The organism is Pseudomonas sp. GD03944 (assembly GCF_029839275.1).
GTDB lineage: Bacteria > Pseudomonadota > Gammaproteobacteria > Pseudomonadales > Pseudomonadaceae > Aquipseudomonas.
The window spans coordinates 33,104-58,162 of sequence record NZ_JAOCAH010000003.1 but is presented as its reverse complement, the minus strand read 5'-3'; the positions used below and the strand labels follow the sequence as shown (position 1 = coordinate 58,162).

The 25,059-nt window shown below is 65.8% G+C and carries 13 protein-coding genes; 7 read left to right on the top strand and 6 right to left on the bottom strand.

The genetic code is table 11. The features are described from left to right. Window positions 1–66: 66 nt before the first annotated feature. Window positions 67–2,193 carry a DNA helicase RecQ gene (recQ, locus tag N5C28_RS06245; RefSeq protein ID WP_279821120.1) on the bottom strand — a complete coding sequence of 709 codons (2,127 nt, stop codon included), beginning with the start codon at window positions 2,191–2,193 and terminating at the stop codon, window positions 67–69. 167 nt (window positions 2,194–2,360) lie between these two features. On the opposite strand from recQ, the gene N5C28_RS06240 reads away from it, so the two are divergent. The 4 genes from N5C28_RS06240 (at window position 2,361) to lapD (ending at window position 6,088) form a co-directional block, all read left to right on the top strand. Further along, entirely contained in the window at window positions 2,361–2,948 is a 588-nt protein-coding gene (locus N5C28_RS06240) for a YecA family protein (RefSeq protein ID WP_279821119.1), read from the top strand. Between the two features lie 8 nt (window positions 2,949–2,956). Further along, window positions 2,957–3,355 carry a YbaN family protein gene (locus N5C28_RS06235; RefSeq protein WP_279821118.1) on the top strand — a complete coding sequence of 133 codons (399 nt, stop codon included), beginning with the start codon at window positions 2,957–2,959 and terminating at the stop codon, window positions 3,353–3,355. An 84-nt stretch (window positions 3,356–3,439) separates the two neighbouring features. After that, on the top strand, window positions 3,440–4,132 hold the full coding sequence (lapG, locus tag N5C28_RS06230) for a cysteine protease LapG (RefSeq protein ID WP_279821117.1): 693 nt from the start codon (window positions 3,440–3,442) through the stop codon (window positions 4,130–4,132). A 9-nt stretch (window positions 4,133–4,141) separates the two neighbouring features. Beyond that, entirely contained in the window at window positions 4,142–6,088 is a 1,947-nt protein-coding gene (lapD, locus tag N5C28_RS06225) for a cyclic di-GMP receptor LapD (RefSeq protein ID WP_279821116.1), read from the top strand. 254 nt (window positions 6,089–6,342) lie between these two features. On the opposite strand, the gene N5C28_RS06220 is transcribed toward lapD, so the two are convergent. After that, the gene (locus N5C28_RS06220; protein ID WP_279821115.1) at window positions 6,343–6,678 is read right to left on the bottom strand and encodes a tryptophan synthase subunit beta; all 336 of its coding nucleotides are present in this window, start codon (window positions 6,676–6,678) and stop codon (window positions 6,343–6,345) included. Window positions 6,679–6,779: 101 nt separating this feature from the next. Then, window positions 6,780–15,881 (bottom strand): retention module-containing protein, encoded by a 9,102-nt coding sequence (locus N5C28_RS06215; protein WP_279821114.1) that lies wholly within the window; start codon window positions 15,879–15,881, stop codon window positions 6,780–6,782. 458 nt (window positions 15,882–16,339) lie between these two features. On the opposite strand from N5C28_RS06215, the gene N5C28_RS06210 reads away from it, so the two are divergent. The 3 genes from N5C28_RS06210 to N5C28_RS06200 are packed head-to-tail and all read left to right on the top strand — an operon-like array spanning window position 16,340 to window position 21,262. Continuing rightward, entirely contained in the window at window positions 16,340–17,698 is a 1,359-nt protein-coding gene (locus N5C28_RS06210) for a TolC family outer membrane protein (RefSeq protein ID WP_279821113.1), read from the top strand. Between the two features lie 23 nt (window positions 17,699–17,721). Next, a complete protein-coding gene (locus N5C28_RS06205) occupies window positions 17,722–19,881 on the top strand; it encodes a type I secretion system permease/ATPase (RefSeq protein ID WP_279821112.1) in 2,160 nt (719 codons plus the stop codon). 22 nt (window positions 19,882–19,903) lie between these two features. Further along, window positions 19,904–21,262 carry an HlyD family type I secretion periplasmic adaptor subunit gene (locus N5C28_RS06200; RefSeq protein ID WP_279821111.1) on the top strand — a complete coding sequence of 453 codons (1,359 nt, stop codon included), beginning with the start codon at window positions 19,904–19,906 and terminating at the stop codon, window positions 21,260–21,262. Here the strand turns inward: N5C28_RS06200 and N5C28_RS06195 are convergent. The 3 genes from N5C28_RS06195 to N5C28_RS06185 form a co-directional block, all read right to left on the bottom strand. After that, window positions 21,259–21,873 (bottom strand): DTW domain-containing protein, encoded by a 615-nt coding sequence (locus tag N5C28_RS06195; RefSeq protein ID WP_279821110.1) that lies wholly within the window; start codon window positions 21,871–21,873, stop codon window positions 21,259–21,261. The genes N5C28_RS06200 and N5C28_RS06195 overlap by 4 nt on opposite strands. 44 nt (window positions 21,874–21,917) lie before the next feature. After that, entirely contained in the window at window positions 21,918–23,129 is a 1,212-nt protein-coding gene (locus N5C28_RS06190; protein ID WP_279821109.1) for an HDOD domain-containing protein, read from the bottom strand. Between the two features lie 77 nt (window positions 23,130–23,206). Then, window positions 23,207–24,772 carry a PAS domain-containing methyl-accepting chemotaxis protein gene (locus N5C28_RS06185; RefSeq protein ID WP_279821108.1) on the bottom strand — a complete coding sequence of 522 codons (1,566 nt, stop codon included), beginning with the start codon at window positions 24,770–24,772 and terminating at the stop codon, window positions 23,207–23,209. Between the last annotated feature and the right edge of the window lie 287 nt (window positions 24,773–25,059).

Here is a 25,059-nt window from a genome sequence, read left to right as displayed (position 1 = left end):
GATTTCGTGTTCCAGCACTCACCTTAGATGGCAAAAGTCACTACCTGCAAGCCGGCGGCCAGCGTCTCAGACCTCGAACTCGGCCTGCAACGCGGCCCGCACACAATGCAGCACGCCTTCGTCGACGCGACCGGCAAACGCATCGGCCACGTCGGCCACCGAGGGCAGCTCGCCTTCGCCGTCGAGGAACATGTCCTGGATTTCCCCGAGCAGCTCTTCCGGCAGGTCCAGGGCTTGCTCCAGGGACAACTGCTGGCTGCCGATGGCCTCGGCCAGCAGGCTGTAGACGTTCTTTTCCGTGCACTTGAGCTGGCCGGCGATCTGCAGCGGGGTCATGCCCGCCCGGGCCAGGCTGACCAGTTCGTGGCGCAGGTCGACCACCACGCTCGGCGCCTCCTCCGCACCGCCCAGCACCTCGAGGAAGGCCTCGCCATAACGCTCCAGCTTGCGCGCGCCGACGCCGCTGACCTGGGCCATCTCGGCCAGGGTGCCCGGCTTGCTGCGCAGCATTTCCAGCAGGGTGGCATCGGGGAAGATCACGTACGGCGGCACGCCGTGCTCTTCCGCCAGTTTGCGGCGCAGGGCACGCAGGGCTTCCCACTGTTCACGCTCGTCGCCACGCACCAGCTGGCTGGCGGCGCTGCTGGAGGCCTTGGCGCTTTGCTGCGGTTTCAGGTCGCGGCGCAGTTGCAGGGTCACTTCGCCGCGCAGCAGGGGCCGGCAACTGTCGGACAGGCGCAGGCCACCGAAACCTTCCAGGTCGACATCGGCCAGGCCGCGCGCCACCAACTGGCGGAACAATGAGCGCCACTCGCCTTCGCTGAAGGCCTTGCCCATGCCGAACACCGCCAGGTGCTGATGGCCGGATGCGCGAATCTTCTCGTTGTCACGGCCCAGCAGGATATCGACCAGGTAGCCCACGCCATAGCGCTGGCCGCTGCGGTAGATGGTCGACAGCGCCTGGCGCGCCGGCTCGGTGGCGTCCCAGGTCTGCACCCCGTCGATGCAGTTGTCGCAGTGCCCGCAGGGGGTCGGCAGCTCTTCGTCGAAATAGGCCAGCAGCGCCTGGCGGCGGCAGCGGGTTTCCTCGCACAGCGCCAGCATGGCATCGAGCTTGTGCTGCTCGACGCGCTTGTGGCGCTCGTCGCCTTCGGAGTTGTTGAGCATCTGCTTGAGGAAGATCACGTCCTGCAGGCCGTAGGCCATCCAGGCATCCGCCGGCAGGCCGTCGCGCCCTGCCCGCCCGGTTTCCTGGTAATAGGCCTCCAGGGACTTGGGCAGGTCGAGGTGGGCGACGAAACGCACGTTGGGTTTGTCGATGCCCATGCCGAAGGCGATGGTCGCCACCATGATCAGGCCCTCCTCGTTGAGGAAGCGCTTCTGGTGGTAGGCGCGCAGGTCGCTGGCCAGCCCGGCGTGGTACGGCAGCGCCGGAAAGCCCTGCTCGGAGAGGAACGACGCCACCTCCTCGACCTTCTTGCGCGACAGGCAATAGACGATGCCCGCATCGCCCTTGCGCGCCGCCAGGAAGCTCAGCAACTGCTTGCGCGGCTGCTCCTTGGGCACGATGCGGTAGAAGATGTTCGGCCTATCGAAGCTCGACAGGAAACGCTCGGCGTTCTGCAGGTGCAGGCGGGTGACGATTTCCTCGCGGGTGCGCATGTCGGCGGTGGCCGTCAGGGCGATGCGCGGCACATTCGGGAACAGCTCGGCCAGTTGCCCCAGCTGCAGGTATTCGGGGCGGAAATCGTGGCCCCACTGCGACACGCAGTGGGCTTCGTCGATGGCGAACAGGGCGATGTCCAGGCTCTGCAGGAAGGCCAGCATGCGCGGCTGCACCAGGCGCTCCGGGGCCAGGTAGAGCATCTTGATCTCGCCGCGGCGGATACGGTCGGCGATGCTGCGCTGCTCGTCCGCACCCAGGGTGGAGTTCAGCGCCACCGCGGCCACCCCCAGCTCCTCCAGCGTGGCGACCTGGTCGTCCATCAGCGCGATGAGGGGCGAGACCACCACCGCCAGGCCCTCGCGCATCAGCGCCGGCACCTGGAAACACAGGGACTTGCCGCCACCGGTGGGCATCAGCACCAGCGCATCGCCGCCACCGGCCACGCGCTCGATGATCGCCCCCTGGCGACCACGGAAACTGTCGTAGCCAAAGACGTCTTTGAGGATGCGTTGTGCGTGGTCGAGCATTGCGGGTCTCCGGAGCGAGCCGGGCATTATACGCATCTGCCACCCCAGGGGCTGACCATCTGTAACCGGGCCCTTTTCAAAAGCAGCCAATTTAAGCGGAACTATGGCCGCTAAAGCGCCTCTGGACTAGAATCCAGCCTCGTTTACTCCTTCAAGGTAGCCCCACGATGTCCTTCGCCGAGCAACTGTCCCGCCTGCAAGCCTTCCTCGATGCCGATGAGCTGCACGAAGAGGCCCTGGACTACGTGGCCGCCCACGGTTACCTGACCGCCCTGTCGATCTGCCCGGACCAGGTCCCGGCCCGCGAATGGATCGACGCGCTGTTCGCCGAGCCGCCGCACTACCGCAGCGACGCCGAGCGCGAAGAGATCGAAACCACCCTGCTGCAACTGCAAGCCCATATCGCTCGCCAACTGGCCAGCGACGACGACCCGGAAATGCCCTGCGACCTCGACCTGGGCGACGACCCGGACGATTCCGAACTGCGCGGCTGGTGCATCGGCTTCATGGAAGGCGTATTCCTGCGTGAGTCGGTGTGGTTCGAAGACGCCGAAGACGAGGTCAGCGAACTGCTGCTGCCGATCATGGTTGGCTCGGGTCTGTTCGACGAACAGCCGGAGTTCGCCGAGATCGCCCGCGACCGCGACCTGGTCGACAGCATGGTCGATCAGATCCCCGAGCTGCTGACCGCCCTGTTCCTGCTGTGCAACGCACCGGAAGAAAAGCCGGCGCTGCTCAAGCCCCGTCACCACTAAGTCGCGCCATGGCGCGCGACGTCCGCATCAATCGCAACCCGGCCATCCGCTACGCGCTGCTGGCCGTCGGTTGGCTGAGCGTGGCGCTGGGCGTGATCGGTATTTTCGTGCCGATCCTGCCCACCACGCCCTTCCTGCTGCTGGCCGCCGCCTGCTTCATGCGCAGCTCCGAGCGTTTCTACCACTGGCTGGTCGATCACCCCCGCCTCGGCCCGTGGATTCGCGACTACCTGGAAGGCAACGGCATCCCTCTCAAGGGCAAGGTCTACGCCCTCGGCCTGATGTGGCTGAGCATCGGCTTTTCCTGCTACCTGGTGCCGCTGTTCTGGGCCCGTCTGTTCATGCTCACCAGCGCGGTGCTGGTCAGCCTGTACATCCTCAAGCAGAAGACTCTGCCAAACCCTTGACGCCAACACCTGGCCACTGGCTATTTCCGGCAAAATCCAGGCACACCACCTAGACTCTGTCCATTACCGGCAGAGGCGCGCGTCATGCAGCCAGGGCAGCTCACTCAAGGACGATTCCAGCGCCAGCTGCGGCCCTGGCTGGGCGCGTCGTTGCTGCTGATCGGCCTGAGCGGCGCGCTGGCCAACTGGGACTTCGGACTGATCCTGCAGAACGCGGAAACCCGCTACGGCACCCTCGGCGCCGCCAAGGAGCGCATCCAGGCCTGGGACGCGCTGATCAACGCCAGTGCCGGCCTGCCCGAGCGCGAGCTGCTGAGCGAGGTCAATCGCTTCTTCAACCGGCAGATCCGTTTCTCCGACGACACCCGTGTCTGGCAGGAGAACGACTACTGGGCCACCCCCATCGAATCCCTGGTCAAGGGCGCCGGCGACTGCGAGGACTACTCCATCGCCAAGTACTTCACCCTGCGCCGCCTCGGGGTGCCCAGCGAAAAGCTGCGCATCACCTACGTCAAGGCGCTGCGCCAGAACCAGGCGCACATGGTCCTGACCTACTACGCCAGCCCCGGTGCCGAACCCCTGGTGCTGGACAACCTGATCGCCGAAATACGCCCTGCCTCGCAACGCAAGGACCTGCTGCCGGTGTACGCCTTCAATGCCGAAGGCCTGTACCTGGCGGGGTCGAACAGCCGCAAGAGCGATACCAAGAAACTGTCCCGCTGGCAGGACCTGCTGAAAAAGATGCGTGCGGAAGGCTTCGCCATCGGCGAAGGCTAGGAGACCTCTATGTCGTTACTCAAACAGCTGTTCCTCGCCATCTGCCTGTTCCTGGTGGTGGCCTTTACCGGCAGTTTCATCGCCAGCGTGGAGAGTTCGCGCGAGCAGTTGCTCAGCCAGCTGCGCTCCCACGCCCAGGACGCGGCCACTGCCCTGGGGCTGTCGCTGACGCCGCACATCGACGACCCGGCGATGGTCGAGCTGATGGTCAGCTCGATCTTCGACAGCGGCTACTTCACCAGCATCCGCGTGGTGCGCATTCCCGACGACGCGGTGATCGTCGAACGCCAGACCGGCAGCGACTCGGACACCGTGCCCGACTGGTTCGCCGAACTGGTCGACATCCATCCCCAGGGCGGCGACGCGCTGATCATGCGCGGCTGGGACCAGGCCGCGCGGGTCGAAGTGCTCAGCCATCCGCAGTTCGCCCTGGCGCGGCTGTGGGGCAGCGCCCTGGGCAGCCTGGCCTGGCTGCTGCTGTGCGGGCTGGTCAGCGCGATCCTCGGCGGCTGGTTGCTGCGCAGCCAGCTGCGCCCCCTCGACACCATGGTCCAGCAGGCCCAGGCCATCAGCCGCCGCGAGTTCCTGACCCTGCCCAAGGTGCCGCGCACCGCCGAGCTGAAACGCGTGGTCATGGCCATGAACCAGATGGTGGAAAAGCTCAAGACGTTGTTCGCCGAGGAAGCCGCGCGCAGCGAGAAACTGCGTGAAGAGGCCTACCAGGACAGCCTGACGGGGTTGGGCAACCGGCGCCTGTTCGACATCAAACTGGCCAACCACCTGCTGGTCACCGAACAAAGCACCACAGGCTACCTGCTGCTGCTGCGCGTCAACGACCTGGGCGGGCTGAACCAGCGCCTTGGCGGGCAGCGCACCGATGCCCTGATCGCGGCGATCGGCGAGCTGCTCACTCGCCTGCTGGCCCAGCCCGGCCGCTCCGACTGGCTGGCGGCGCGCAGCCGCGGCGGCGAATTCACCCTGCTCGCCCCCGGACTGGCCCGGGAGGATGTCGAGCACCTGGTCGAGGCCCTGCTGGAAGGGCTGGAAAGCCTGCGGCAGACCGGCGCCAGCGACTGCACCCCGGTGGCCCACCTGGGCATCGCCGCCTTCCGCCCCGGCGAAGCCAGCGCCCAGGTCATCGGTCGCGCCGACCAGGCCCTGGCCGAGGCGCAGAGCGACCCGAGCCGCCCGTGGGCGCGTCAGGACGATTTCAACGGCCAGGCCAGCAACGGCCTGCACGACTGGAGCACCTGGATCGACGACGCCCTCACCCGCCACCAGATCCAGTTGTACTTCCAGCCGGTGGTCACCTGCGCCAGGCCCACGACGCCGCTGCACCACAAGGTGCTCGCCCGCCTGCGCGACCCGCAGGGCGAAACCATCGCCGCCGGGCGTTTCCTGCCCTGGGTCGAACGCCTGGGCTGGGCCCCGCGCTTCGACCTGGCCATGCTCGAACACTGCCTGGCGCACCTCGCCGAGCACCCGCAACCGCTGGCGCTGAGCCTGTCCGCCGCCACCCTGCGCGAACCGGCTAGCCTGGCGAAACTGATCGACTGCCTGAAACAGCACCCGCAACAGGCGCAATGGCTGACCCTGGAAGTGGACGAACGCCACCTGCCGCCGCCGGCCGAATTGGAAGCCCTGAGCCAGTCGATCCGCGCCGCCGGCTACGGCCTCGGCCTGCAGCACTTCGGCGGGCGTTTCAGCCTGATCGGCAACCTCACCCACCTGGGCCTGGCCTACCTGAAAATCGACGGCACCTACATCCGCGCTATCGACCAGGAAAGCGACAAGCGCCTGTTCATCGAAGCGATCTTCCGCGCCACCAACAGCATCGACCTGCCGCTGATCGCGGAAATGGTCGAAACCGAAGGCGAACTGACCACCCTCGACGAACTCGGCATCCACGGCGCCATGGGCCGCCTGATCGGTGCACCGGCGCCGTGGCAGGAGTGATTACGGCACGGCCTGGTTCGATCGATCCCGGACGCTCCGCGTCCCCAGCGTTACAGGCCCGTGGTGGACAAGCTTCGCGTTGTCCACCCTACGAACAGCGCAAGCGGCCTCGACCTCGCACACTGATCGTTCCCACGCTCCGCGTGGGAATGCCTCCCGGGACGCTCCGCGTCCCCAGCGATACAGGCCCGTGGTGAACCAGTTCGCGCTGTGCCCCCCCCTGCGAACGTGCCCCAAGCGCTTTCGGCGATGGCTCAGACCAACCGCGGCTCGTCGTCCAGTAAACCGCCCAGGCCTTCCAGTTCGGCGCGGGTTTCGGCGCGTTGGTGGAGTTTGCGGCGGGCGGCTTCGGGGAGGTCGGTGTAGCGGATGACGCCGCGGTGCACGAGTACCGAGACCAGGTCTTCGAGCACCCGCACCAGTTCCAGGTCGGAATGCTGCAGGGCCGCCAGGTGGTTGTGCAGGGCGTGGGTGGCCAGCCAGGCCTGCACGTCGGGGTCGTCCGGCGGCAGGGTCTGGCTCATGGCCGCAAAGGGTTCGTACTCGACCCGCAGAATCCGGTTCTTCTCATCGCGCTGCACATAAAGCATGACTGCCTCCTGCATCTGCCCGAGCCCCGTGCCATGCAGGGCAACGGGGCATAAAAAAGCCCGCCAGCCTTGCGGTTGGCGGGCTGCTCTTGCCATAGAGCTTAGGCGTTCACCACCAAAGAGCCATCATTGAGCATGCCGGCAATTACATCCCCGGCATTGGTCGAGCCGTACACGGCGCCGAGGTCGACGCCGTCGAGCACGATGGTCTGGATGTTGCCGCCGTTCGAGGCACCGTTGCTGTCCGCCACGATGGTGGTGGACGGGCCGAACGAGAAGGTCAGGTAGGACTCCAGGTTCCCGGCGTTCTCGCCCGTCAGCAGCGCAGACAGGTCCAGCGCATCGCCATTGGGGCCGGTCTGGAAGTCGGCGACCACGTCGATGCCGGTCTCGCCCGCGCCCCAGATGAAGATGTCTTCGCCCTCCCCGCCGATCAGCCAGTCGTTGCCAGCACCGCCGTACAGCTTGTCGTTGCCGGCCCCGCCGTTGAGCACATCGTCGTTGGCGCCCCCATACAGGATGTCGTCGCCCTCGCCGCCCATCAGGTTATCGTTGCCGTTGCCGCCATGGAGGGTGTCGTTGCCGGCCCCGCCGTAGACCACGTCATTGCCAGCAAGACCATCCAGGCTGTTGTTGCCCTCGTTGCCGCCCACCAGGTTATTGCCGCTGGTGCCCGTGCTGCTGTACTGGGTGTCCTTGATGCCGACCGTCAGCACCGCGCTGTCCGTGCTGCCATCGGCGTCGACGATGTCGTAGGTGAAGCTGTCCGACGCCCCCGACGGAAGATCGCCCGTCAGCGGGATGTAGGTGTAGGCACCATTCGCCGCGATATAGAGGGTGCCGTACTGGCCCACCAGGGTCAGCCCGCCCGCCTCCATGTCCTGCCCGTTGACACCGGTCACCGATACGCCGCCATCCGGCCCCGGGTTGTCGTTGCTCAGCACGTTGCCGGATGCCATCAGCGCTGCGACCCAGACCACGCCTGGCGCCGTCACGCTGACGTTCTGCAGCGGGTTGGTGTACTGCAGCTTGGTGATGTCCAGGTCCGCCCGCCCGGACAGGTTGCCCGGGAAGGAGGTGCTGCCCGAATTGTCGCGCACCGTGAACTTGACGTAGTACTGGCCCGACTGGGTGATCGAATCGAAGCTGGCGTTGCTCCGGTTGCCGGTCTGGTTCAGCAATTGCGCGACCGGGTTGCTGTCCCCCACCCGGAACAGCTCGGCATCCCAGCGGTCCGCCGAATTCCAGTTGCCGGTGGACGCGCTGAAGATCACCTGCGCCGGCGCACCAGCATTAGCGTTCACGGTGAAGGTGCTGGACTGGGAGGACTTCTGGCCCATGTTAGGGGCGTTGTCGATGTCACCGATGTTGACGTTGGTGGTCGGTCCGCCGCCATGCACCGCGTACTGCGCGGTGTAGGTGGAGTTGCCGCTCAGCGTCCAGTAACCCTCCTGAGCCTGTGCCATGTCGTCCTTGGCCACGGGGCCGCCGTCTTCGATGGTGATCGTCAGGTCGGCGCTCGACGTATCGCCATCGCGGTCGGCGATGGTGTAGCGGAACACGTCCACCGCCCCGGCTGGAGCGCTGCTCGGCGCCGAGTAGGTGTAACTGCCGTCACTGGCGATCACCAGGGTGCCGCCCAGTTGCGTGGTCAGCGGCCCGGTGGAGCCGCCTTCCGGCACGCCCACGGTGACTTCATCGCCATTTTCGTCGGTGTAGCTGACGAACACCACGCTGATCGGGCCGTCGGTGCCCGGGTCGTCCACGCCATCGGGGCCGGCATCGGTGATGACGTTGCCCTCCAGCGAATCCGGCACCGTTTCGCCCAGGGTGGCCGACAGCTCGTTCGGGTCCTGCACCACGATCACCGTGTCGCCGGCGTTGCCCACCTTGCCCAGTTCGGTCGCGGCCGTGCCGTTGCTCGGAATCTGGATGCCCACGGCAATCACGTCGATGTCGTTGCTGTCGACGAAGTTCTGCCATCCGGACGGCGCGCCGTTGCCGGACGGATAGGGTTCACCGTCGGACAGGAAGTACAGGCGGTTCTCGTAGTCGTCCAGGTCCGGGTTGTCCAGATCGTCTTCCAGCTCGTCACGGGCCAGGGCCAGGGCATTGCTGTAGCTGGTGTTGCCGCCCTCCGCCATGCCGTCGATGGCATTTTTCGCCGCCACCGGGTCCGTGCCTTCGTACACCAGGCGGGCACCGCTGTCGAAATCGATCACCTTGAAGTTCAGCGGCACGCCCAGGGCGATGTAGCTGTTGATCAGGTTGACCAGGGCGACCTTGGCCACGTCCAGGCGCGTGACGTCCTCTTTCTTGCCGTCACCATCGAGGTCAGCCTTGACGATGTCATCCATGCTGCCCGAGGAGTCCAGCACCAGGGTCAGGTTGAACGGCGGCAGGCCGCTTTCCACGACGCTGGCCTCGTTGTCCTTGGCCACCGGCACGCTGTCCTTGATGCATATGGTCAGGTTGGCGCTGTCGGTGTCGCCGTCGGCATCCTTCACGGTGTAGGTGAAGACATCCTCGCTGTCGCCGGTGACATTCGCCGGCGCCTGGTAGGTGTAGGTGCCGTCGCTGGACATGGTCAGCGTGCCGCCCAGGAAGGTTTCCAGCGGGCCGGTCGTGCCACCCGCCGGCACGTCGACGGTCTGCGAGTTGCCGTCCGCATCCAGGTAGGTGACCGAGATCACGCTGAGCGCGCCGTCGGCACCCGCGACATCCGCCCCCTCGGTGCCCACGTCGCTGATCACGTTGCCCGTCACACCATCCGGCACCGTGTCGTCCAGGGTGGCCGACAGTTGGTTCGGGTCCGTCACCACGATCACCGAGTCACCGTCATTGCCCACGGCCTCCAGGGCGTTTTCGGCGTTTCCGCCAGTCGGGATCTGGATACCCACGGTAATCACGTCGATATCCTTGTCATCGACGAAGTCCTGCCAGCTGGCCGGTGCGCCGTTGCCCGACGGGTAGGGCTCGCCATCGGACAGGAAGTACAGGCGGTTCTCGTAGTCATCCAGGTCCGAGTTGGCCAGGTCTTGCTCCAGCTCGTCACGGGCCAGGTCCAGCGCCGCGTCGTAGTTGGTGTTACCGCCTTCGGTCATGGCATTGATGGCCGCCTTCGCCGCGGCCGGGTCCGTGCCTTCGTAGACCAGGCGCGCACTGCTGTCGAAATCGATCACCTTGAAGTTCAGCGGCACGCCCAGGGCGATGTAGCTGTTGATCAGGTTGACCAGCGCAGCCTTGGCCACATCCAGGCGCGTGACGTTTTCCGGAGTGCCATTGCCATCCAGGTCAGCCTTGACGATGTCATCCATGCTGCCCGACGAGTCGAGCACCAGGGTCAGGTTGTACGGTGGCAGGCCGGTGCCTTCGATGCACACCTTGTTGTCCTTGGCGTCCGGTACGTCATCGACGATGTTGACGTCGATAGTGCCCGTTGCGCTGTCGCCATCGCGGTCGGTGACCACCACCTCGAACTGCTCGGTGAGGGTGTTCGGCCCCTGCACGGCATCATGGCCGACGGCATTCTCCAGGGTGTAGGCATAGCTCACCGTGCCGCCGCTGGCGGTCCCGGTGAAGCCGGTGATATTTAGCACACCACCTGCGCTTTCGATGACCAGCGGCGCACCTTCCGTTGCGCCCTGCAACTGGGCGAAGGTGAACGCCACGCCGTCGATCGTGAGGGTGTCGAGCCCGTCCGGCGACTCGAAGCTGAAGCTGCCGGTCTGGGTCAGGGCGCCGTCATCCGGCGCGGAGCCATTCGGCAGGTGCTGCTCGTCGACCGTGACTTCGCCACCGTTGACGTCCAGGCCCTCCAGGGTGATGCCGTTGTTGGTACCGGTGATGCTGATGGTCAGGTACGCCGTGGAAATATCGCCGTCGGCATCCTTCATCGTGTACTGAACGCGCTCGCTGACGGTCTCCCCTTCGGCCAGGCCCAGGGTGTCCGGGTCATCGTTGTTCAGGGTGAAGCTGTATTCGCCCGTGGCCGGGTTCAGCACCAGGGTGCCGTACTTGCTCAGCTCGGCGATGGCCGCGGTGTTGGCCGGCGAGCCGTTCCAGCCAACGAATGCCTTGCCGCCGTCGGCACCGGCCGAGTCGTTGTCCAGCACATTGCCGGACACCACGTTGGCACTCTCGCCTTCGACCAGGGCGTCAGGGGTGTCGTCCTCGGCAGTGGGGCCGTCGTCCTTGAAGCTGATCAGCTTGCCCAGGTCCAGGGTGCTGCTGGCCGTGTCGCCGTCGTTATCGGTAACAGTCGCCTTCAGGCCGATCAGCTTGGCATCCAGGCCGATCGGCTCGTCCGGGTCAGTGCTCGGGTGCTTCAGCGCGCGCAGCTGATCGAGGGTCACCACACCGGCGTCATCAACGCTGACCGTGAACACCAGTTCGCCGCTCTCGTTACGCCCTTCGATGGTCGAGGTACCCACCAGGCTGAGGAACACCGATTCACCGGTTTCCGTATCGATCAGGCCCGAATCCACCGGACCGTCCTCGCTGCCTTTCAGGGTCAGCTCGTACTCCAGGCTGCGCTGCCCGTCCGCCCCGGCATCGACATTGAACACCCCGCTGAAATCGCGGCTGGCGTCCACGTCGAAGTCGCTTTCATCGACCTGCAACTGGCCGCCCCAGGTGACCGAGATGCTGACGTCGTTGTAGTCGAAGTCGGAGGTGTCGGTCTTGTCTTCCCAGTTCTGGTTGCCCGGGTGATCGGTGTCCTGCAGGTGAGCGCCGCCCGGGTTGAGGGTGGCATCGCTGAACAGCACATTGGCACCGTCCGCGCCTTCCAGACGAACACCATCGAGCACCGCGTGCCATTTGCCGCCATCGAACTCGAAGGTCAGCTCGGCGCCGTCACTCAGGCCGTCGTTCTCGGCACCATCGGGAATGATGAAGAATCCCACGTCTTCCGGGTTCAGCCCATCCAGGCTGGCCTGGTCGCCGATATCCAGGTCCAGCACGTTGGCCCAGAGCACCTTGCCGCTCACCGGGGCACCATCCGGGCCCTTGACGTAGTAGCCGTAGCTGTTGGCGTAACCGGCGTCGCTGCCCTTGAAGGTCACATAGGACTTGTCGGACACGTCGCTCTGGCTGATGGTCGGGGTGTCGTCGTCGATGTTCACCCGAATGGTGGCGCTGGCGCTGTCGCCATCGCCGTCGGTCACGGTGTAGCCGATGTTGAGGTGGATATTGTTCTCGTGGCCGCCCTCTTCATGGCGCAAGGCCTGCAGCAGGCTCACCGTGTAATCGCCGGTTTCCGGATCGACCTGCACGGTCATCAAATCACCACGGCCCTCTGCCGAGGTAATGGTCAGCATGTTGGTATCCGGGTCCCAGGTCGAGGTCACGGCCTCGTTGCCCAGGGTGTCGGGGCCGGTCAGTTCGAAGGATTGCTGGCCATCGGCGCCGGCCGAGAAATTCAGCGTACCGGTGGCGGTGGTGGCGGCACCGTTGGTGTCACCAAGACCGCCATTGATCCCGCCGTCCAGCCCTTCGTCGTCGAGGATCGGTTTGACCGTTTCATCGCAGGCCACCGGCACATCGTCCTCGATATCGATGACGAAACTGCCCGCCTCCAGCGGGTCGGCCAAGGGGTCGCCGTCGCCATCGGTGGCGATCAGCAGGCCGGAGAAGTCGATACCCAGCGCGCCCAGGGTTTCGCTGTCATCGCTGTTGTCGAGCGGATGATCGATCGGGCCTTTCAGGGTGAAGGTGTAGCTGCCGTCCGGGTTCACCACCAGGGTGAAGATGTCCGCACCGCCGGCCGTGGCGGTCAGGGTGCTGACACCGGTGATGTCATCCACCACCACGTCGTACTCCAAGTCGACCTGGTTCGATTGCAGCTGCTGGGCTTCCAGCGTGCCGGTGTCGGCGCTCAGGGCAAAACCGCCCTTGCCGTCGGCACCGAAGCTGACCAGGGCATCCAGGGCACCGGCACCACCGGTAGCGATCAGGGTCTGGGTCGGCACATTGCCGCTTTCACCATTGCCCATGCCCAGGGCATCTTCGTGCACCAGACCGCGCACGACCGGGCGATCGCCCTCCTCACCTGCCTGCACCGGCACATCGTCTTCGATATCGATGACGAAGCTACCCGGCTCGAACGCATCGGCCAGCGGATCGCCATCCCCGTCCTTGGCGATCAGCAGGCCGGAGAAGTCCAGCGCCAGGCTGCTGTCCCCCAGGGTTTCGCTGTCGACGCCGTTGCCTTCAGGGTGATCGATCTTGCCTTCCAGGGTGAAGGTGTAGCTGCCGTCGGCATTCACTTCGAGGATGAAGATTTCCGGACCATCGACGCCCGCCGTAGCGGTCAAGGTGCTGATCCCGGTATCCGGGTCCACCACCACGCTGTACACCAGCGGCACACCGCCGGATTCCAGGTTCAGGCCCTCCAGGCTGGAGGTGTCCTCGCTCAGCTCAAAACTGCCACGACCGTCCGCACCGAAGCTGACCAGCGCATCCAGGGCGCCGATACCACCGGTAGCGACCAGGGTCTGGGTCGGCACATTACCGCTTTCACCGTTGCCCGTGCCCAGCGCATCCTCATGCACCAGGCCAGTCACCACAGGGCGGTCGCCCGGCGTGCCGCTCTGTACCGGCACGTCATCCTCGATATCGATGACGAACGTGCCCTCATCGAAACCATCCAGAATCGGATCACCGTCACCGTCGGTCGCGATCAGCATCCCGGAGAAGTCCAGGGCCAGGCTGCTATCGCCCAGGGTTTCGCTGTCGACGCCGTCGTCTTCCGGGTGGTCGATCTTGCCTTCCAGGGTGAAGGTGTAGCTGCCGTCGGTGTTCACTTCCAGGGTAAATACCGGCGCACCACCCTCGCCTGCCGTGGCGGTCAGGGTGCTGATACCCGAGACCTCGTCCACCACCACGGTATACACCAGCGGCACACCGCCAGACTCCAGCAGCAGGGCTTCCAAGGTTCCGGTGTCGGCGCTCAACGCGAAACCGCCACGCCCGTCGGCGCCGAAACTGACCAGCGCATCCAGGGTGCCCGGACCGCCCTCTACGACTAGGGTCTGCGCCGGGTCGGTGTCTTCGCCATTGCCGTCACCCAGCGCATCTTCGTGCACCAGGCCAGTCACCACCGGGCGGTCGCCGGCACCACCGGTCTGCACCGGCACATCGTCCTCGATATCGATGACGAAGGTGCCTTCGTCAAAACCGTCTGCCAGGGGATCGCCATCGCCATCGGTGGCAATCAGCAGGCCGGAGAAGTCCAGCGCCAGGCTGCTGTCACCCAGGGTTTCGCCGTCCACACCGTCGCCCTCGGGGTGGTCGATCTTGCCTTCCAGGGTGAAGGTGTAACTGCCGTCGGTGTTCACTTCCAAGGTAAATACCGGCGCACCGCCCTCACCCGCCGTAGCGGTCAGGGTGCTGATACCGGTGACCTCGTCCACCACCACGCTGTACACCAGCGGCACACCGCCAGACTCCAGCAGCAAGGCTTCCAAGGTTCCGGTGTCGGTGCTCAGTGCGAAACCGCCGCGCCCGTCGGCGCCGAAGCTCACCAGGGCATCCAGGCTACCGGGGCCACCTTCGGCGACCAGGGTCTGCGCCGGGTCGGTGTCTTCGCCATTGCCGTCATCCAGCGCATCTTCGTGCACCAGGCCATGCACCACCGGACGGTCGCCGGCACTACCGGTCTGCACCGGCACATCGTCCTCGATATCGATGACGAAGCTGCCTTCGCCGAACCCGCCTTCGAGCGTATCGCCGTCATAATCGGTGGCCACCAGCAGGGCCGAGAAGTCCAGGGCAATGCTGCTGTCGCCGAGGGTTTCACTGTCGACACCATCGTCTTCAGGGTGATCGATCTTGCCTTCCAGGGTGAAGGTGTAACTGCCGTCAGGGCTCACTTCCAGGGTAAAGATCGGGGCATCCCCGGCCATGGCGGTCAGGGTGCTGACGCCGGTTTCAGGGTCCACCACCACGCTGTACTCCAGGTCGACCTCGCCGGAGGTCAGCCCCAGGTCGTACAGGCTCTGCAACGCGGCCTCGCTACCGCTGAGGGAAATGCCGCCAGGGCCGTCGGCGCCAAAATTCACCAGGGCACTCAGGGTACCGGCCGGCGCCGAGACGGTCGTGGTCTGCGCCGGATCGGTGTCTTCACCATTGCCATCGGCCAGCGCATCTTCATGCACCAGTTCGCGCACCACCGGGCGCTCGCCCTCTTGCTGCGCGGGCGAATCGTCGTTGACGGTGAGGGTCAGGGAGCCGCTGGCCGGCGTGCCGTTGCCATCGGTGATGGTGTAGCCGAACGGGAAGTCCAGGTCGTTTTCGTCGCTGCCACCTTCACTCGGGGCCGCATGGTCGATGGGCGCCTCCAGGGTGAAGGTGTACTCGCCGGTGGCGATGTTGGTGACTTGCAGGGTGAACACCACGCTGTCACCGGCAAAGGCGGTGAGGGTCAGGCCATCGTCGCTGACGGTGTAGGTCAGCGGCATACCGCCCGAGGTCACGCCCAGGTCATCAAGGCCTGCGGTGCTCCAGGCGAAGCTGCCGATGCCGTCCGGGCCGAAGCTGTAGCCCAGCGAACCACTGACTTCGACGTCTTCGCCAGCGGCGTCGTTGACGCCACCGGCAATGCCGTCCGGCAGGCCGTCTTCGTCCACCGCGTTGCTGGCGGTGCCACCGGTGGGAATACCGTCGACGAAGGGCTGCGGGTCATCGGTGAAGACCGGATCGGGATCGGGGAATTCCACCGGGGTGTTGAAGCCGGCAGTGGGGAAGCCGATGACCGGGTCGATCGCGCCGCCGACGGCATCGAGCAGTACGAAGCTGTGTCCACCGCCGACACCGCCTGCGCCACCACCGGCGCCTGGGCCGGCTGCGGTGGCCTCGCCGGCCATGGTCGGGTCGGCGCCAGCCTCGATAGCGGCCTGCAGCTGCTCGACATCGGTGAGGTCGTTGGCGCTCGGCGCAACAGGCGCGGCGTCCTGGGCACCCACCGTGTTATCGGGGTTCTGCGCGAGCATCTGCACCGTGAGGTTCACGCTGCTGTCGCGCCCGAGGGTCAGTTGCTGACCGTTCCCCAGGTTCACGGCAACCGCACCGGCGGCCCCCGTCACCAATTGCTCGCCGGCGAAAACGCGATCGCCTTCGACCAGAGGCCGGCGCGTTCCATCGCCCGCTACCGCAAATACCTCGCCGACAACCTGACTGACGACACCGATTGAAGTAGCCATGTTCCTTACCTCACTGCACCTGCCGACAACCGCCGACACAATTCAAAAAGGGTCAAAAACACCTTCCCGAACATGGGCTACAACGAAGCAACTGAGTGAAATGGAACGGCGCCTACTGCGTCAAAAAAATACTACGACAAAAAAATGTCGCGCAAACCGCGCCGTACTACTCCATCAGAATCCTCCCCGCCCTATGCACTACAAAATCGTTCCTGACCACCTGCTTTTGTCGCGCACAAGCCCGTAGGCGGCGAAATACGCGACTCCTGGGTGGAAACAATGTGCTCGATTTCAAAGTCTGCATAAGTTTTTTTCGGAATAAGCCTTGTGCGAAATTCTTCTGAGCTTCTCCAAAAGTTGTTCTTAGCTGTGATGTTACAAGCCTGAAACGGTTTTACAGGCAAAAAAGCCAAATATTTGGCGACAAGAACAGCACAACTATCTATGGAGATTCACACATGCGAGCTTTCAATCCGCTGTGGAGCAGTATTCTGTTGGCGATGGCCTGCTCCCAGGCCCAGGCCATTACCCTCACCGAAGCCATCCAGAGCACGCTGGACAACCACCCGGAGATTCGTTCCGGGATCAACAGCCGCCTTTCGTCGGATGAAGAAGTGAAAATCGCCAAGGGCGGTTACCTGCCCACCGTCGACCTGCTGGTCGGCTATGGCCGGGAAAACACCGACAGCCCCAGCACGCGTGCCCTGGACGGGGACCACAACACCGAAACCCTGAATTACCGCAACGCCGAGCTGCGCCTGCGGCAGATGCTGTTCGACGGCTTCAACACCCCCAACGAGGTCGGCCGCACCGAAGCGGTGGTCAATTCCCGGGCGTACCGCGTGCTCGGCACCTCGGAAAGCCTGGCGCTGCGCACCGTCGAGGTGTACCTGGACGTGCTCCGGCGCCGCGAGATGGTAGACCTGGCCAGGAACAACCTGCAGGCCCACCAGCGCATCAACGACCAGATCGACCTGCGCAGCCGCCAGGGTGTCGGCAGCACCGCCGACCTCGACCAGTCCGGCGCGCGCCTGGCCCTGGCGGAAAACAACCTCTACACCGAACAGGTCAACCTGGCCGATGCCGAGGCGAACTTCTTCAGCGCCACCGGCCGCATGCCCGACGAGCTGAGCTCACCGGTCAGCATCAAGAGCGCGATGCCCGCCGACCTGATGACGGCCCGGCAGATGGTGATGGACAACAACCCGCTGCTCAAATCCGCCCAGGCCGACGTGCATGCCGCCGAGAAGCAGTACGAGACCGCCAAGGCGCCCTTCTACCCGCGCTTCGACGTGGAGCTGGCCACCAGCGCCGATGACAACGTGCAGGGTGACGAGGGCCACTACAACACCTGGCGGGCCGCGGTGGTGATGAACTACAACCTGTTCAACGGCATGCGTGACAAGGCCCGCCTGCAGTCCACCGCGCACCAGGTCAACGAGTCGATGGACATCCGCAACAACGCCTTGCGCCTGATCAACGAGAACCTCTCGCTGGCCTGGAACGCCATGGAAAACGCCCGCCTGCAAACGCCCAAGGCCCGCGACTACGCGGACTACACCTCGCGGGTACGCGGCGCCTACCAGGACCAGTTCGGCCTCGGCCAGCGCACCCTGCTCGACCTGCTCGACAGCGAGAACGAGCTGTTCACCGCCAACCGTCGCTACACCGATGTGCGTTTCACCGAAGAGTTCGCCATGTACCGCGTGATGGCGGCCATGGGTGAGCTGCTGCGCCAGCAGCAGGTCGTTGTCCCGGCCGAAGCCGTCGCCCTGTCGGAAGTGAAGAGCGAGGCGCGTCTACCGGAAATGAAGTAGTACCGGCAGAGGAGCAGTAGAACGTGACGACCATGGAACGGACTGGCACCGCCAGTGACCCGCGCTTGAGCCATGACGATCCGCTTCTGGATGGTCTGTTGATCCTGTGCAAGCTGCACGGCTGTTCGGTCAGCCGGGGCAGCCTGAGCGCCGGCCTGCCGATGCCCGAGCAGTGCCTCGACGCCGAGTTGCTGCCCCGCGCAGCGGCTCGGGCCGGCCTGCAGGGGCGCCTGCTGCGCCGCGAGCTGGGGGCGATTTCGGCCCTGAGCCTGCCGGTGCTGTTGCTGCTCAAGGACGGTCGCAGCGCGGTGCTGCGCAAGTGGGACAACAGGAACCAGGCGCTGATCCTGCCGTGCGAAGCGGAAGGCGGCGAGCAGTGGGTCAGCCGCGAGCAGCTCGATGCGGCCTACAGTGGCCGGGCCTTCTTCGCCCGGCCGCGGCACGAGCTGGAGGAAGTGCGCACGCCCCTGGTGCCACGGATCGAGGCCTGGTTCCGCGACACCCTGAAACTCTCGCGCTGGCTCTACACCGACGCGGTACTGGCCAGCTTCCTGATCAACCTGCTGGGCCTGATGGTGCCGCTGTTCGTCATGCAGACCTACGACCGCGTGGTGCCCAACCAGGCCACCTCCACGCTGTGGGTCCTGGCCATCGGCCTGTTCGTCGGCACCGGTTTCGAGCTGCTGCTGCGCGTGCTGCGCGCGCACCTGCTGGACACCGCCGGCAAGAAGACCGACGTGGTGCTGTCGGCCACCCTGTTCGAGCGCATCACCGGCATGTCGATGAAGGCCCGCCCGGCCACCATCGGCGGCTTCGCCCAGAGCATCCACGACTTCCAGGGGCTGCGCGAATTCCTCACGGCGGTAACGCTGACCAGCCTGATCGACCTGCCCTTCGCCGTGCTGATGATCGTGGTGATCGGCCTGCTCGGCGGCTGGCTGGTGGTCATTCCGCTGCTGGCCTTCCCGCTGACCGCGCTGTTCGCCCTGATCATCCAGGCCCGCCTGCGCGACACCGTGGAGAAAAGCCTGGCCCTGGCCTCGGAGCGCCAGGCCCTGCTGATCGAAACCCTTGGCGGCCTGGAAACCCTCAAGGCCTGCGGCGCCGAGAGCGAGCGCCAGCACCGCTGGGAAAAGACCCACGGCGCCCTCACCCGCCTCGACAGCCACGCGCGCTTCCTGTCGTCGCTGGCCACCAACGGCACGATGTTCTTCCAGCAGTTCGCCGGCATGGCGACGATCGTCGCCGGGGTCTACAGCATCATCGCCGGGGACCTCAGCGTCGGCGCCCTGGTGGCCTGCTACATGCTCGGCAGCCGCGTGCTGGCGCCCCTGGGGCAGATCGCCGGGCTGATCACCCGCTACCAGCAGGCACGCCTGACCATGACCAGCACCGACGCGCTCATGGCCCTGCCCCAGGAGCGCCAGGCCAAGCAGCGTCCGCTGGACCGCACCCAGCTCAGCGGCAGCCTGGAGATCCGCCAGGTCACCTTCCGCTATCCGGGCCAGAGCGCCGCGGCGCTGAACAACGTCACCCTGAAGCTGAAACAGGGCGAACGGGTCGGCATCATCGGCCGCAGCGGCTCCGGCAAGAGCACCCTGGCCCGGCTGGTGATGGCCTTCTACACCCCGGACGAAGGACAGATCCTGCTCGACAACCTGGACCTGCGCCAACTGGACGTGGCCGATCTGCGCCACCAGATCGGCTATGTCGCTCACGACCTGCCGCTGCTGGCGGGCAGCCTGCGCGACAACCTGACCCTGGGCGCGCGCTACATCAGCGACGCGCGCATGCTCGAAGTGGCCGACCTGACCGGCGTCAGCGAAATGGCCCGGCAGCACCCGCAAGGCTTCGACCGCCCGGTGGGCGAGCGCGGACAGCTGCTCTCCGGCGGCCAGCGCCAGGCGGTGCTGATGGCCCGGGCGCTGCTGCTGGACCCGCCGATCCTGCTGCTGGACGAGCCGACCAGCGCCATGGACAACACCAGCGAAGACATCCTGCGCAACCGCCTGCACGGCTGGACGCAGAACAAGACCCTGCTGCTGATCACCCACCGCACCTCGATGCTCAGCCTGGTGGATCGCCTGGTGGTGCTGGACAACGGCCAGATCGTCGCCGATGGCCCCAAGGAGTCGGTGATCGAAGCGCTGCGCAAGGGCCGTGTCGGCCCGGCCGCCAGCTAGCCCCGGACAGAAGGACAGCCCCATGGAAGTACGCCAGAACATCGGTGATTACCTGTCCAGCCTGCGCAGCCGCCGGCAGGACACCGAATTCATGCCGGAAGTCGACGGCGCGATCCTCGAAGACTCGCCCTGGTTCGCCCGCATCACCGTCTGGGCGGTCAGCGCCTGCCTGCTCTGCGCGCTGGTCTGGGCCAACTTCGCGGTGCTGGAGGAAGTCACCACCGGCGAGGGCAAGGCCATTCCGTCGAGCAAGATCCAGGTGATCCAGAACCTCGAAGGCGGCATCGTCAGCGAAATCTTCGTGCGCGAAGGCCAGGTGGTGGACAAGGACGACGTGCTGCTGCGCCTGGACGACACCCGCTTCCTGTCCAACAAGGGCGAGACCGAAGCCGATCGCCTGGCGCTGATCGCCCGCGTCGAGCGCCTGGCAGCCGAAGCCGAGGGCCGGCCGATCGCCATGCCGGAGGAGATCGCCAACGAAGCACCGCAACTGGCCGAGGACGAGCTGGCGCTGTACCGCTCGCGGCAGCAGCGCCTGCAGAGCGAACAACGCACCCTCAACGAACAGCTGCGACAGAAGAGCCAGGAACTGGCGGAATTCCGCGCCAAGGCCCAGCAGTACCGCTCCAGCCTCGGCCTGCTGCAGCAGGAACTGAACATGTCGCAGCCGCTGGTGGCCACCGGGGCGATCTCCCAGGTGGAAATCCTTCGCCTGCGCCGCAGCGCCGTGGAAGCCCGGGGCTCGCTGGACGCCACCAACCTGGCGATCCCCCGCGCCGAAGCCGCCGTCAGCGAGATCAAGAGCAAGATCGACGAGTCCGAACTGGTGTTCCGCTCCGACGCCTTCAAGGAGCTCAACGAAGTGCGCACCGAGCTGAAGAAGATCACCGCCACCAGCTCGGCCATCGAGGACAAGGTCAGCCGTACCACGGTGACCTCGCCGGTGAAGGGCATCATCAAGCAGCTCAAGGTCAACACCATCGGCGGCGTGGTGCAGCCGGGCAGCGACATGCTGGAAATCGTCCCGCTGGAAGACAACCTGCTGATCGAAGCCCGGGTGCGCCCCCAGGACGTGGCCTTCCTCCACCCCGGGCAGAAGGCCATGGTCAAGTTCAGCGCCTATGACTACACCATCTACGGCGGCATGAAGGCCAACCTGGAACTGATCAGCGCCGACACCATCACCGACGAAGAAGGCAACAGCTTCTACCTGATCCAGGTGCGCACCGAGAAAAGCCACCTGGGCAGCGACGAACACCCACTGCTGATCATCCCCGGCATGATCGCCACGGTGGACATCATCACCGGCGAGAAAAGCGTACTGGACTACCTGCTCAAGCCGGTGCTCAAGGCCCGTTCCGAAGCCATGCGCGAGCGCTAGTCGGGCGAGCCGTCGCGCTGGTGGTTGCGGCGGTAGGTGTCCTCGCCCATGGCCGCGATCTGCCCCTCGATCAGCGCCTCGAACGGCGCGAGCAAGGCGTCGAAGGTGGCCGGTGCCTCGATCAGGTTGAGCGCGGCGACCACCGCTTCGAGGGTCGACAGCGCACCGGGCTCCGGCGCCTTGCGCAGGCGGTAGCGCGAGGTCAGGCCCGGCGCCAGGGTAACCCGTGGCAAGGCAGCCAGCGCCGGGTTGCAGTGCAGCAGTTTGCGCGCCTTGCGCCAGGTGCCGTCGGGCACCACCAGCAACATCGCCCCCCCTTCATCGCCCTCGCCGGCAGCCGGCAGCACCTGCGCGTCGTCCCCGGGAAACAGCAGGTGCGCGCGATAACCCGGTTGTGCCAGCAATGCCGGCAGGTCGTCGAACACCTCGCCGACCCGCAGTTCGGCATTGGCCAGGCCCAGGGCCGCCAGCCGCGCAGTATTGAGGGCGTGATCGACCTCGCTCGGGTGCTGCAGGATCAGCACCCGGGTTCGGCTCGGCAGATGGGGAATCAGGGCACACAGGCAATGCACCTGGGGGCGGCAACAGCGGGGGCAACGGGGGCGCGGCATCGGGTTCTCCTCAGCGCGCCAGTGTGCCACAGAGCGAGGCTGGCTTACGTCGGCGTTTCCGCCCGGGGCAATTCGGCGAAGAGCGCCTTCTGGATGCCGAGCATGCGCGCCGCCTTGCTCTCGAGCACCTCGTCGGTCGGCGCCTCTGCCGGCAGGTGCGCCAGTTGCGCCGCCACGTTCATGATCAGCGCCTCGCGGGAAAACACCCCGCTGCCCAGTTTCCACGCCGCGCCGATCAGCTCGCGCATCTCCAGCGGCAGGCGCCAGCGGGTGCGCAACGCCGCGCCGTAGGACGCCGAATGCGCGCGCAGGGCACCGACGATCTGCAGCTCGCTCAGCTCGCCACCGGCCTCGTGCCAGTCATTCAGGGTGCGCAGCACCGCCAGGTCGCCCAGGCAATGCAGCAGGCCGGCGGTGTAGCAGCGGTCGGCGTTGGCCCGCAGGCGCACCGCCAGCCAGCGGGCGTGATCGGCGGTGCGCTGGGACAAGGCCCAGTAGTGCGCGGCGCTGGTCGCCAGCACGTCATGCTGCAGGTTGGCGCTGCGCTGCATCGCCACCCCCAGTGCCAGGTTCAGGGCGTGCACCAGGCCCAGCTTCGGCAGCGCCTGGGCCAGGCTCTGGCAGGCAGCACCGCGCTGGCGGTCGGCAGAATTGGCGGCAGCGATCAGCTGCGCGGTGAGCTGCGGGTCGACGCCGAACAGGCGCTCCAGCTGCCCCAGGTCGCAATTGTTGCTGCTCAGGCGCTGCACGGCCTCCTGCACCGACTCCAGCATGGGCGCGCCCTGGGCGCTGTCACGGCAGCGGTCGAGGAAGGCGTCCAGGCTTTCGCCCTGGGCCAGGGCCGGGATCGGGCAGACCACCTCCTCACCCGGCAGGATCAGCACCTGGCGCAAGCGCTGCAGCAGCTTTTCCGCGTCGAAGGGTTTGGTCAGGTAGGCGGTGGGCGCCAGTTGCAAGGCGGCCTTGACGCTGTTGGCGTCGGCCTTGCTCGACAGCAGGAAGAACGGCACCGGCGCCTGGCGGTTGCGCCGCAACTGGCGCAGCAGTTCCAGGCCATCGACACCGGGCAGCGCCCAGTCGGCGATGACCAGTGCCGGGCGCTCGCGCTGGCACTGGTCGAGGGCGCTGGACCCGTCGCTCACGCCGCGTATGCGCGCATCGCAGCGGGCGGTGCGCACCAGTTGCTGCAACAGGTCGCGGGTCCAGGGGTCCTCGTCGGCGATCAGCACGACGGGGGACTGGCTGCTGGTACTCATGGAACACTCTTCGATCAGGTCAACGGAAACGGCATAGGCCGCCGACGAACGTAAGCGGCCCATGCCCGGCGGGCCACTCAGCGATTGAAACGTTCCGCCAGACTATGCAGGTAATCGGCCATCTGTTCCAGTTCCTTGCCGGTGGCGGCGCCCTGGTGGGCCTGCCCGGCGCTGTGGTCGGAGAGCTGAGCGATGCGCGTGATCTGCCGGCTGATGTCTTCCGCCACGTGGCTCTGCTGCTCGGACGCCGCAGCGATCTGCTGGCTCATGCCGGTGATGCGGCTGACCGATTCGCTGATGCCGTCCAGGGCAGAACGCACCGATTCGACGCTCTGCACACTCTCCTTGGAAATTTCCTCGCCGCGCCCCGCCGTTTCCACCGCCCGCTCCGCGCCAGCCCGCAACGAGGCGATGATCTGGTGAATCTGCTCGGTGGATTCGCGGGTGCGCGAGGCCAGGGACCGCACCTCGTCGGCGACCACGGCAAAGCCCCGGCCCTGCTCCCCGGCCCGCGCCGCTTCGATGGCTGCGTTCAGGGCCAGGAGGTTGGTCTGTTCGGCGATCGAGGTGATCACGTCGGCGACGCTGCCGATCGACTGGGTCGAATTGGCCAGGTCGTTGACTGCCTGGCCGATGTCCACCACCGCCTTGGCCATGTGCTGCATGGAGGTCAGGCTGCCGCTGGCCAGCTGTCGGCCCTGCTGGGCCAGGTGCTCGGCTTCCTCGGCGGCGTGGGAGGTGCTCTGCACGTTGTGCGTGACCTCCTGGATGGTCGCTGCCATCTGGTTGATCGCCGTGGCCGACTGGTCGGTTTCCACCCGCTGCTGGTCCAGCAACTCGGCCCCCGAACGCGCCAGCCCGGCAGCCTGGGCGGCGTGTTTCTTGACGTTGACCCCGGCGTCTTCCAGGCGCGTCAGGGCCGTCTGCAGGCGCGCCTCCTCGCTGATCATCGCCATGTCGAGCAAGGCCTGGGCGCCGCGGTTGTCGCTGTAGGTCAGGGCCACCAGGGCGCTGGTGAAGGCTTTGGGGTGGTCGGCGAGGGTTTTGCGAATCAGCTGGCGCTTGCTGTACAGCTGGTAGGAACCCAGGGCGAACAGGGTGGCCAGGATAAACGCCATCAGCCAGGCGCCACTGAGCACGTAATGGGCGCCGAGGATCACCAGTCCCGCCAGGATCAGCGGCCAGGAACGCAGCAGGTCGTAGGTCAGGTATTCCAGCTTGGGCACCGGCGCCTTGCCATTGCGCAGGCGCGCATACAGCGCTTCGGCCCGGCGCTTCTGCGCCTCGGTGGGCAGCGAGCGCACCGACTCGTAGCCAGCCATGCGGCCGTTCTCGTAGATCGGCGTGACGTAGGCGCTGACCCAGTAGAAGTCGCCATTCTTCGAGCGGTTCTTGACGATCCCCATCCAGGGCTTGCCCTGCTTGATGGTGTCCCACATGTGCCCGAACACCGCGGGCGGCATGTCCGGGTGGCGAACCAGGTTGTGAGGTTGCCCGATCAGCTCTTCGCGAGTGAAGCCGCTGATCTCGACGAATGCGTCATTGCAGTAGGTGATTTTGCTGTTCAGATCAGTGGTGGAAATCAGTCGCTCATTTCCCGCGAAGGTGCGTTCGCGCTGGGTCACTGGGAGGTTCTGGCGCATTGCTGCAATCCCTGTCGTTGAAGGTGATGTGTACTTCCCGGCCCACAATCATTAGGTCTAGCACAGACTTGGCACAGTGCCAGCAATGTCGCCCCTAACCGATTGATACTGCTTGCAGAATAGGTCCGCGCGACAAGGAACGCTCTCAGCGGAAAGTCCAATACCCAAGCGCCTCGCGACAGGCAGCCGAAGGTCGGCATGTGACGCAGGTAAAAACGCAGGTAGATGACGGCCTGAACAGGCCCGAACAGAATGGGGATGAACGCCGGCTAACGGTGCTCACCCGC